Source organism: Asaccharospora irregularis DSM 2635, from assembly GCF_900129815.1.
Lineage (GTDB): Bacteria > Bacillota > Clostridia > Peptostreptococcales > Peptostreptococcaceae > Asaccharospora > Asaccharospora irregularis.
In genome coordinates this window covers 1-11,258 of the sequence record NZ_FQWX01000051.1, presented here as the reverse complement: position 1 = coordinate 11,258, position 11,258 = coordinate 1, and the positions used below count along the sequence as shown (strand labels likewise).

The 11,258-nt window shown below is 27.4% G+C and carries 13 protein-coding genes and 1 pseudogene; 4 read left to right on the top strand and 10 right to left on the bottom strand.

Annotated elements, in window-relative coordinates:
- A partial coding sequence (locus tag BUB34_RS12135; RefSeq protein WP_143153386.1) for an IS3 family transposase occupies positions 1-275 on the top strand: 275 nt, incomplete at its 5' end.
- Between the two features lie 256 nt (positions 276-531).
- On the opposite strand, the gene BUB34_RS12130 is transcribed toward BUB34_RS12135, so the two are convergent.
- From BUB34_RS12130 to BUB34_RS12115, 4 genes are all read right to left on the bottom strand, one after another.
- Entirely contained in the window at positions 532-1,122 is a 591-nt protein-coding gene (locus BUB34_RS12130) for a GrpB family protein (RefSeq protein ID WP_073127657.1), read from the bottom strand.
- 371 nt (positions 1,123-1,493) lie between these two features.
- Positions 1,494-2,492, bottom strand: a complete 999-nt coding sequence (locus BUB34_RS12125) for a helix-turn-helix transcriptional regulator (protein WP_073127655.1) — start codon at positions 2,490-2,492, stop codon at positions 1,494-1,496.
- A gap of 42 nt (positions 2,493-2,534) precedes the next feature.
- Positions 2,535-3,149: a GGDEF domain-containing protein gene (locus BUB34_RS12120; protein WP_073127653.1), complete on the bottom strand. Its 615-nt coding sequence runs from the start codon at positions 3,147-3,149 to the stop codon at positions 2,535-2,537.
- Between the two features lie 483 nt (positions 3,150-3,632).
- Positions 3,633-3,971: a GGDEF domain-containing protein gene (locus BUB34_RS12115; RefSeq protein ID WP_073127652.1), complete on the bottom strand. Its 339-nt coding sequence runs from the start codon at positions 3,969-3,971 to the stop codon at positions 3,633-3,635.
- A gap of 679 nt (positions 3,972-4,650) precedes the next feature.
- On the opposite strand from BUB34_RS12115, the gene BUB34_RS12110 reads away from it, so the two are divergent.
- The 3 genes and pseudogenes from BUB34_RS12110 to BUB34_RS13970 all read left to right on the top strand — a co-directional run.
- On the top strand, positions 4,651-4,875 hold the full coding sequence (locus BUB34_RS12110; RefSeq protein WP_073127650.1) for a hypothetical protein: 225 nt from the start codon (positions 4,651-4,653) through the stop codon (positions 4,873-4,875).
- Between the two features lie 104 nt (positions 4,876-4,979).
- Entirely contained in the window at positions 4,980-7,508 is a 2,529-nt protein-coding gene (locus BUB34_RS12105) for an ABC transporter permease (RefSeq protein ID WP_073127647.1), read from the top strand.
- A 178-nt stretch (positions 7,509-7,686) separates the two neighbouring features.
- Positions 7,687-7,901: pseudogene (locus tag BUB34_RS13970) on the top strand (ATP-binding cassette domain-containing protein); the annotation flags it as partial.
- A gap of 71 nt (positions 7,902-7,972) precedes the next feature.
- Here the strand turns inward: BUB34_RS13970 and BUB34_RS13820 are convergent.
- The 6 genes from BUB34_RS13820 to BUB34_RS12075 all read right to left on the bottom strand — a co-directional run.
- Complete coding sequence (locus tag BUB34_RS13820) at positions 7,973-8,101, bottom strand: hypothetical protein (protein ID WP_278276716.1); 129 nt, start codon at positions 8,099-8,101, stop codon at positions 7,973-7,975.
- On the bottom strand, positions 8,095-8,178 hold the full coding sequence (locus BUB34_RS14050; RefSeq protein WP_425547715.1) for a hypothetical protein: 84 nt from the start codon (positions 8,176-8,178) through the stop codon (positions 8,095-8,097). The genes BUB34_RS13820 and BUB34_RS14050 overlap by 7 nt, the downstream gene beginning before the upstream one ends.
- Positions 8,179-8,315: 137 nt before the next feature.
- Positions 8,316-8,894 (bottom strand): helix-turn-helix domain-containing protein, encoded by a 579-nt coding sequence (locus BUB34_RS12090; protein ID WP_073127645.1) that lies wholly within the window; start codon positions 8,892-8,894, stop codon positions 8,316-8,318.
- 296 nt (positions 8,895-9,190) lie between these two features.
- Positions 9,191-9,556, bottom strand: a complete 366-nt coding sequence (locus tag BUB34_RS12085; protein ID WP_073127643.1) for a hypothetical protein — start codon at positions 9,554-9,556, stop codon at positions 9,191-9,193.
- 151 nt (positions 9,557-9,707) lie between these two features.
- Positions 9,708-10,742: a threonine aldolase family protein gene (locus BUB34_RS12080; protein ID WP_073127641.1), complete on the bottom strand. Its 1,035-nt coding sequence runs from the start codon at positions 10,740-10,742 to the stop codon at positions 9,708-9,710.
- Between the two features lie 329 nt (positions 10,743-11,071).
- Positions 11,072-11,258 (bottom strand): transposase (locus BUB34_RS12075; protein ID WP_143153390.1); only part of this gene is annotated, 187 nt, incomplete at its 5' end.

The following is an 11,258-nucleotide window of genomic DNA, read 5'->3' as shown; positions in this document are numbered from 1 at the left end:
AATACACTAGTTCTGAGTTCAGCAACTATACATTAAAAAATAAAATAATTCAGTCTTTTAGTAAAAAGGGGTGTCCTTATGACAATGCCTGTATAGAATCTTTTCATGCCATTTTAAAGAAAGAAGAAGTTTATAGGGTTAAGTATTTTGATTTTGAGTCTGCAAAACTAAGGTTATTTGAATATATAGAAGGTTGGTACAATAGAAAAAGAATTCATGGAAGTATTGGTTTCATATCACCAGAACAGTGCGAAAAAATAGCTAGAGCAAGTTAAAAATTCAATTATTTGTGTCTAAAATATTGACATAGATCCAACAAGCTGTGCACAGTATAGTCGTATTTATTATATAATTCTAGAAAATAGAATCAAAGTCGTTTAACATGAAACTTAACGTATAATAAAGATATACTTATATAAAAATTTTTTCTATATCAGTTCTTTTAATATAAACTCCTAACACAAATAAATAGTATTTCAAATATGCGGTATCGGTCTTAAATTACATAAGTATTCTTTTAAATATGATAATCTAATCCTTATAAGTGTTATTAGTATTCGCTCTTTCCATGATTTCCTGTACTATTGATGTTTTAGCATTAGCGTAATGCTGAACATGTCTCCATCTATTTTTTGCCAAGTTTCGCTTTACTTGTGCATATTTATCGCGATCAATACAATTAATCCTCAACCAATCACGGAATCTTAGCATTCTATCAATCTCTGAGGTACCTGAACTAAACACATGCAAATTGATATCTGTATCAGGTCCTTTAAACATACGATGCTCAAACCACTCTGGCTCGCGGATTCTCAGTGTATATCCAGATAACTCCAGATCTGGTGCATAGGATAACTCATCAGAAGAATCATTAACAACCAATACTATATCAATTATTGGTTTAGCACAAAGGCCAGGCACCGAGGTTGATCCCACATGTTCTATCTGCAATGCTTTACTGCCTAGTACTGAATAAATCCTGTTCAATTCCTTATCAAACAATTCAGGCCAACTCGAATCGTATTCAACAAGAGTGATCACTGCATTATGTGACTTAATCTCACCAACAGTATTCTTTTGCAGTTCATGACCTGTTGTAGTAATAGGGGTGTTATCAAACATAACCTTACATCGCTCCTTTATACCAGCCGAAAATTGTTTTAATTCAGACCAATTCTAGGTATCTTGTGAATTAAGCTTTTTAACCTTTTCGACTTCTTTTTTAATTATCAATAAATTCATTTAATAAAAATGTATTTCTACACATCTAAAGTATAAAAAGCTTACTCATTCTCATAGTAAGCCATGATTTTCATTATTCTTTGGTTATATCTCTATCCATTACATATTAATAAAACTTAAAACTACTATAGTCTTTAATCTATTTATCTAGTTTTAAGATTATTTCCAGAAAATAAAGTTAAATTTCTTAAACACTATATCTCCAGAACTATTACTATTACATAAATAAAATTTCTATCTATTTCTTCATCTTATTTATCATCCACTGTATATAATTTTCTCATTCTCCCAATAATTTCTATCATTTCTTCTCTAAATTTACTAGAATCTATAACCTCTACGGAGTCCCCTTGACTCAAAAGCCACATTTTTATACCCTTACCGAATAATTTAGCCTCTACTATGTATTCCCCCTGTTTTTCCTTTATTACCTTAGCATTAGGTAACCTATCTAAAACTGCCTCGATAGATCTTCCTGTAAATCTAAATTTTACTCTTTCTAGTTCTCCTGTTTGCATAAATTGAATTAGTTTTCTAAACTCCCCGTCCTGAAATCTTTTACTATAATCTACCTTGTACCTTTTATCTGTAGCAATTAAATCTTTAATTCTATCAACTCTATAAATAGCAGGATACTCATAGCTCTTACCCTCAATAAAAGCTATGAGATAAAAATAATACTCCGAAAACAACAGTCCTAATGGATAAATACTTCTTTTAGAAACCTCTTCTTGTAGCTTTCCATCAGTACCAACCTTAAAATACCCAATGCTCAATATTTTCTGTTCTTTTATAGCATTACTTATTTGCCAAAGCTTATCTAAAAGCTCTTTATTATGTTGCGGCGGAACATAGTTAATCATCTCATTCCCAATAATTCTTTTAATATTCTCCTTGTCTTCACTTATACAACTTTCAAGAAGTTTGTCTATCATGTCTTTTAGTTCTGTCCTTACAAAACCTCTACTCTCCAGAAGAACTTTAGCAATAGCTAAAACTTCCTTTTCATTGAAGTTTCTCTCATGCTTTCCTTTGAGAATATAGCCTCCCTTTGATCTATCAGATAATACTTCTTCTCCTATTAATTCTCCATCAGGCCTTCCAATAAACTTTTTAATGTCCTGTATATACCTGTAAAATGTTCTTTCATTAATAACAAATTTATCTAACACTTCCTGCTTTCTAACTATTTTTCCCTCAATTAACTTATTATAAATATATAACAATGCCTCTGCCTTGAATCTTTCCATATCAAAAATTTTACTCCTTAGATAATATCACCTATATATTTTTTAACATTTATATTTTTCTACATTTTTCGTATAATTCCTCCTTTTTTCTCTTTTCATCTTGTACATTTCTGCATCTGCCCTTTTTATTAACTCGTTAATGGTTAACTCTTTTTTTGTTTCTCTTTCATATTGATAAAATCCATAACTAATACTCAAATTGTACTTTTCATTGGCATTATTAATTTCATCTAATAGTACCAGAACTCTTTCTAATACATTATTTACTTCTTTTATTGTCATCTGAGGAAACACTACTAAAAACTCATCTCCACCCATCCTAATCACAAAATCAGTTTTTCTAATACTTTCTTTTAGAATTTTAGTTATATTTATTAAAAGTTTATCTCCCTCTTTATGACCAAAAGTATCATTTACAATTTTTAGTCCATCTACATCAATAAAACAAATAACTAAATTATCCATACTATTGTTTGATAATTCAAACTCTCTTTCTAAAACTTCTAAACCCGATTTTTTATTTAATACACCTGTCATTGCATCTATATTAGCCCAATAATTCAATTCTTCATTCTCTGCTCTTAATTTTTCTAACATATTATCCTTCTGTATTAAAATCTCAATAAGCTTTTCTTTACTCATATTATTGTAATTCACTTAATCCCCCTGCCCTTAACAATTATATCCCACAGAATTCACCCTAATTATAGTTATTACTAGTTGATAAAATAAATTCTTTTATTTAGCAATAAGCCTTTAGTAGCTAACAAATTGATTAACTTATTAATCCCCCTGCATCAAAAATATTCATATTTTCTCCTCCTTTTAATTTGCTTTTTATATAGTATTTACTTAATAATTTTGACTTTCGGTTACTTATATTTATATAGTCTTGTCTATTGACCTTTAAAGTTTTTCCGAAAGCTTTATCTTAATTATAGATACTATTTATGACACAGATTGTCAGTATAAAACAAAAATACCAATTTATTAAAAATTAAAACAAACCCTTTTTTTCTATATTCTTTTGAGAGTTTAAGTGTCTAGTTTTAAAAATCTATATCAGATAAGTTTTTATACAATATAAAAGTCGGTCAGTAATAATTTTTACCTGACCGACTTAATTAAATTTAACAACACTTAATCTATTTGAGAATTATTTTGTAAGGAACTAAGTCTTACAACCTTATTTCGTCCTTCTTCCTTGCCTTGGTATAACGCTCTATCTGCTGCATTGATTAGATTATCTAGGCACATACCATCACTAGGAATTGTCGCTAATACACCTAAGCTAACCGTTACTACCGAACCTGCTTTTCTATTTTCAATTCCTAAACTTTCTGTTTTTATACGGATTTTTTCGGCAACACTTTTTAAACATTTATCACCTTCTAAATGCCCATATGTATCGTTAAATAGTTTAAAATTATCTATATCTATCATAATTATAGCTAATGGTTTGCTTTCTCTAATACTCATTACTTATCTCGAATTTCCTTAATATATTCTCTATAAGTACCTTACCTTAAGAAATAATATTTAAGAGCTCTAGTGACTGTACCCGTTTTATTAGCAATATATTTTATTATAGTTTCAGGTATGTTTTTATTTAGAATATATGCCCATCCTGTATAATGTAATGATCTTAATTATATTACAAATCCAAGTTGATTTTATTATTTTTTGTGCTTTTTTATAATTTCTAAATAATACTTAGGTAATGTATAATATTAACCTATATTCCACTCATCATCAGGAGATTTCATAAAATTATTTCTTTGTTCTTCAGTTAATAATTCTCTACCTCTTATCATTATACTCATAGTGTATTCTCTAAATTTTTATTTTTAATTAATTATATCAATAGAGTGTACCCTATTTGTATAATTAATTAGTCATGGAAAAATCAGTGGAGACTTAGAAAAAGCATATTTATAGCTAAATATATTATTTTTATACAATTATTTACAAGAAAATAATACAAACAGTTACAAAAGCACTAAAAATATGACGGAAATGTATTTGTTATGATATTTTTATAAGTGATTGAAAACTAATATTTAGGTTATTGAACTGGTTTAGTTAAATAACTTAAATATTTATACAATTGATCTAAATATGAAATATATTATTTATAATGAAAAGACTAGTGGATATTATGAATTTTAACTTAGTGGTTACTTCAAAATGTAATTTAAGTTGTAAATATTGTTATGAAGATAATAATAAGCAAAAAATAGAATTAAAGGATTTAAGTATAAATGTTAGACATGAGTATGATTCATGTAAAATTAATTACAACAAATATGGGGCACTTAGAAGTTATGATTGTATGTATGATTGTAGAAAAGGACATCCTGCAAATGCAAGCATAGCATATTAGTTTTAAAAACAGGAAATATAGTGTGCATATTTCCTGTTTTTTAATTCCTAAATAAGAATAGTCTTCTTACTTTTTAGCATTATGAGAGGGGTCTTGGAATAATTATGATAAACGTTTTTGTAGGGTATATAAAGAAAAATAAAGTTAAAATGATCTTAATGATATTGCCGGTTATGTTGACAGTGGGAGTTTTATTTGCAAACTCTGTTTCAAAAAATAGTCAGGCTAAGTATGTTAATGATGTTATATATAAAAATTTTCCTGTATTTCAAGCAGAGATAGTTAATCTTGAAAAAAGTAAATTAAGAGATTTGAAAGATTTAGATAATGTGAAAAGTTATAAGATTGTAAATTATTATGGTGAAGCAAGCTATAAAAATTTAAGTACAAATCCAATAGAATCTTTTGATAAAGATTATTTCGATTCTTATAGATTAAATTTATTAGATGGTACGTATCCAAGTGCCAAAAGCGAAATGATAGTTTCTAGTGATTTTATAAAGGATACAAAGCTAAATCTAAATGATAATATTATATTAAATATTCAAAAGGAATATGTTGGAAATAATAATATTAGAACAGTACATAATGATAAACAAGATTTTAAAATAGTAGGTATTTATACCTCTCCAGATGTAATGAAAACATACGGTGGGGTTAATAATATATTGGCTAGTAAATTAGATGATATTCCTGATGAAGCAATTACATACAATGGATACATAAACTTGAAAACAGGATTCAGTAACGTTGCAAGAGAAGTAAACATGGTAAGTTATTCTTTAGACTCAAGTTCTGATTATATACTTTTAAATGAAGCTTTTGAAAGAGTTATGGAAGAAAGTTATAGTTTATCTTCACAATTTGATATTTTTGATAAGATAACAATAATAGCATCTGCATTGTTAATATTTAATATATTTGTTCTAATGATTAGAGAAATTACTAAAGAGTTAGGACTTTTAAGAGTTGTTGGTATGTCAAAGAAACAGACTACTCTTTTCCTTATATTGAAAAACCTTGTCATATTTATATGTGGAATAGTATCTGGATTAATTTTAGGCCATATACTTGCATACATAGCTACTAGAAATTTTGTATTAACTTCAGCTTCTATAGATCCACGTAATGCACCTATTATTTATAGATCTATTGATTATATGAGACCTATTATAGTTATGACAATAACAATACTTATATCAACTTTGATACCAATATTTAGGTTAGTAAAAGCATCTCCAATACAGTTATATTGCAATTATGTGACAACAAATAGCAAGCTAAATAAGGCACTTAATAGAATTTTTACTAGAAAAACTAAATCTCTTACAAGTAGTTTAGCTATTAATAATATATTTCTAAACTTTATTCCTGTAGTGTTAAGTAGCGTAGTTATTGGAATTTCAGGATATTTATATATGTGTAATTATATTTCAACAGATGCTGATAAAATATATACAAGTCCTGAATTACAAAATTTAGACGGTTATGATATAGAACTTAAACACAATGGCGATATATCAACTCTAATTGATGGATATACAATGCATGATGTTAATAATATAAAAAAAATTACTGAAGTTGATGATATTAAAATATCGAATACTGATAATTGCTACTTGGATATTGATAAGTCTAGGATATCAGAAGAGTACAAACAACAGAATATGATATCAAAAGATTCGAAAATAAGTGATTTTAGAATGAATTTAGTAGCTTTAGATAAAGAAAGCTTATATAAAATGATAAAAGAAGAAAATCTTTTGGAACAAGGTAATCCAATTAAAGAAAATAATAGCGATATTCCTGAAGTTATTTTGTTTAATAAATACTACGACTATAGAGACGCTAACGTTAATAATTTTATAAGTGATATAAATGAAGGTGATATCATAGAAGTAAATATTAAGGGGTTAGATAAAAACAACAATGTTATTTATAAAAAACAAAAAGTTAAAGTAGCTGGATTTTTCTCAAAATCTTGGCTAGATTTAAATGATTCAGAACGTCTTGTACCAGATATGATTATGAGTTTAGAAGATTATGAAAATATTGCAAATCTAAATACTTTTACTTCTATAAAAGTTAGTTTTAATAGTGAAAACAAAAATGATTCAATAAATAAAGTTATTAAAATGATGGAAAGTAAAAGATATTTTGATTACGATACCTTTGATAAAGTACTTAAAGAAATGAATGCAATATCTTGGCAAATGAAACTTAAAAAATTGAGCACATCATATATATTAGGACTTTTGACTATGGTAAATATTTTCTTTATTATTGTCGCAAATGTGATAATAAGAAAAAAAGACTATTCTATAATGAGGTCTATTGGTATGCCTAAGAGAGTTTTAAGAAGTATAATTATAAAAGAAGGATTATTTTATTCTTTATTAGGATCTATTATTGGAATTATAATGATACTTTTGGATAATATTAGATGGACAAACCATTTGCAAGCAAGGTCTATAGCAAAAGGATTTGAATATACAGGTAAATGGTATGACCTTCCTTATAAATATATTATTATATTTGTAATACTATCAATTTTAATTTGTATAATATCGTCTTTATTCGCATACAAAAAAACAAAAGATATGAATTTTATAGATTCAATGAATGAAGATTAATGTGTATATTCTAATATTTAAATTTAATAAATAAAAGTATTCTTTTGAGGAGCTACTAATATGCACAATGTAAATATTGCTGTTATAGACACTTATATAGATATACATAGTATTTATGATGATAAAAAAAATAATAATAGATGACAAAATACAATCAGACTATTTCCGGAATAGCATTATGGATGAAAAATACATAAATGATCTCGTTAAAAAACTTGTAATAAAAAATCAAATAAATTTCCAAATGAGCTTTCTGAAGGACAACAACAAAGAGTTTCATTTGCTCGAGTTTTAGTTAACAAACCATCTTTAATATTTGCAGATAAACCTACTGGAAATCTAGATTCAAAATCTACTGAAGAGGTAATTGATCTTTTAAATGTAATTATCAAATAGTTTAATCAAACACTCGTTATGATTACTCATAACAATGACATTGCTAAAATGGGTAGTGTCAGGAAAATTCAAAATACATACGTTAAGGCGAATTTACCCGCTGTTTCCAACGGGTTTAGTATTTTTAGATATTTAAAAGGTCTTGTTAATTCTTTAGATTCGTTATCATCAAAATTAAAGCTATACTCTCTTAACATATTGTAGCACCTTTCCCATTTCCATAATGAGGGTTAGAATCTTCATGTAATGAAGATTCTCCTAACTGAATTCTCATTCTATCAGAATATGATGTAGTACCTTCACCCCAGTATTTTGAAAGCTTTAATTTATTTTGTTATTTCCAACACCTATGACCTTAACATCTATACTATAATAACTTGGATAATCTAGTAAGTAAATTTTGCTTAATCTCTATTTGCCTAATAATTTAGCCATAATAACTGCAATAATTAATGTCACAACACCTGAACCTATCGCTAACATAAAGTGTTGATACTTTCTCTTTCCAATTTCTTGATTCTTCTCAGCCATACTCAGACCCTTACCTTCAGAGAATGCCACAATTTCTTTATAGGTTTGAATATCAAAGTTCTTTTTATATTTTTCAACACGCATCCCATAATAAAGTGCTACAATACCTATTAACACATAAATCCACAGTCCGAGCTTTCCTAAAAAACTAACAAGTGGAATCGGCAGTACAATACAGCTTAAAAGTAATATCGTAAATATAGTGCTATCCTGTTCAAACTTTTTAACTTCTCCATCATTAATTTTATTTTTCATCTCTTCTATGTCTCCTTTAATTAGTATATCAAGAGAGACATCAAAAATATAACTTAATAATAAAAGGCTTTTTACATCAGGATAATTTTTGTCATTTTCCCAATTTGAAATAGTTTGGCGAGATACATATACTCTCTCTGCTAACCTTTCTTGAGAAAGTCCATTTTCAGCCCTAAATTTTTTTATTTGTTTTCCTATTTGCATAAACATCCCTCCTGTAACTAAAGCTTACATTTCAATAGTTAATTTATCTATCAAATTTGCTTGATAATACCTGTTTTTCTATGTAAAATGTGTTTTACATCATTGAAATTTCAACATATAAATGCTTATTAATTATTCTAAGTTCAATTATTTATTTGTTCTTTTTTATTAGTTATCTCTGCAATAATATCCCTATTTTCAAACAAGCATTCAAAATAAATACCGACTATTTTCTAGTCGGTATTTACTCATCTAATTACTTTTACTTAAATAAAAAAACTTTCTTACTTATTACTTTATTTTTTTTGTAAATTATCAATTATATTGCGAAAAACAAGTTGAAGGATAGATAATATCATTATCCATACAAACCCTGAAACAAGATTATCACATAAAATAAATATCGCAATTGCAAAAACCATTCCACTATTAGCGAATGCTATGCCATTCCAATTATTTGCCCATGAATAAAAAACTGGTTTTTGATCACGTTTTTCTAACCATGAAATTAGCATTCCTACTAGAACTACTACAAAGCTAACATAGTATCTAATATTTTGAGGAATGTAATTTTGAAAACTGAATATTCTTAAAATCACCAAGAATATACTTACAACAAGAAAATAAATAATCATTTTTGCATCAGTTCTATTAATTTTCATTTAAGCCACCTCTCTACTATTTAAAAGGTTCAACTTTTCTCTCCTATTAAAATAGTTTTTTAATTTGATTGTTTACATGTAGTATAAGTTAATTAACTTTTGTACCTATAGTAACAACTGAATTAAAAAATTGTGACAATTAACTTGTTATTTATAATATGGAAATATCCTTAACAAGAGCCTCAACATCTTCTTTTCTTGTACTCCAACTCGTACAGAATCTAACCATATGGTGATTTTCATCAATCTTTCCCTGATATTCAAATGCATATTTTTCAGATAGCTTGTTCATTTGATTATCTGTAAGAATAACAAATTGTTGGTTTGTAAAACTTTCTATATAAAATGGAATCTGTTTTTCTTCAAAAGCCGTTTTTAATTTCATTGCTAATTCATCAGCATATTTTGTAATTTCAAAGTATAATCCATCTTTAAATAATGTATAGAATTGTAGCCCAAGTAACCATCCTTTAGCTAACATTGCACCGTTTTGTTTCATATAGCTTCTAAAATTATCCTTTAAATCATCATTTATAATAACTACAGCTTCTCCAAACATTGCACCGCATTTTGTTCCACCTATGTAAAATACATCAGATAGTTCAGCAAGATCAGCAAGAGTTACATCATTTACACTAGATCCAAGTCCATAACCCATTCTTGCACCATCAATAAATAAATATAAACCATATTCCTTACATACATTATGTATTTCTATAAGTTCTGCTTTAGAGTATATTGTGCCATATTCAGAGGGGAAAGATAAAAACACCATTTTAGGCTGTGTAATATGTTCCTTTGCCCCACTTGTACGGTAAATCTCTGCTTCTTCTCTAATTTCTGAGGCAGTAAGCTTTCCATCAACACCTTTTCTAGCATGAATTTTATGCCCCGTATTTTCAACTGCACCTGTTTCATGATTATTTATGTGACCCGTATCAGCACTTATTACTCCTTGGAAAGAACGTAGAGCTGCTGTAATAACTGTATAATTAACCTGAGTCCCCCCAATCAAGAAATGAATATCTGCATTTTTACCACCTAAATACTGCTTAATTGCAGCTGCACCCTTTTCACACCATTCATCAAGCCCATAGCCCCCATAGCTTTCTGTGTTTGTCTTTACAAAAGCATCCAAAATTTCTGGATGTACCCCTTGATTATAATCATTATTAAATCTTATCATTTGATTTCCTCCTTTTATAATTTGATTTCTTGACTTCATTTTAATATATTATGCACTTGTCTATTTTATTTCATTTATTCTAAGTTCATATATTATTTAACATTTATTTTCCTTATTTATATTTTAATGGTATATTTTCAAAATATAAAGTATTAACTTATTTATAATTTGCTTATAGTAATTGATTGCTAAAAATAAGCTATTACAGTAAGCATACTACACCTACCATAATAGCATTTTTTAGGCTCTTTGTCAAATAACGTTGATGAAGTCAATATTTAATTTTTAAAGGCAGCATCTAATACAGTTTACCTGTATAGATGCTGTTTTTAAATTACTTGTATTTTTTCCCTTAGCAATACTCTTAATCTTAAATTTTTAAAACTTCTAAATCCGAAGGATACTCTTTTGAGTACTTTAATAGTATTATTCTTACCCTCAACCCTAGCATTTGTATATTTTGTAATTAAAGCATTTAATACGTACTGTTTTTTATTCTTCAAAGATTTAAGGCTT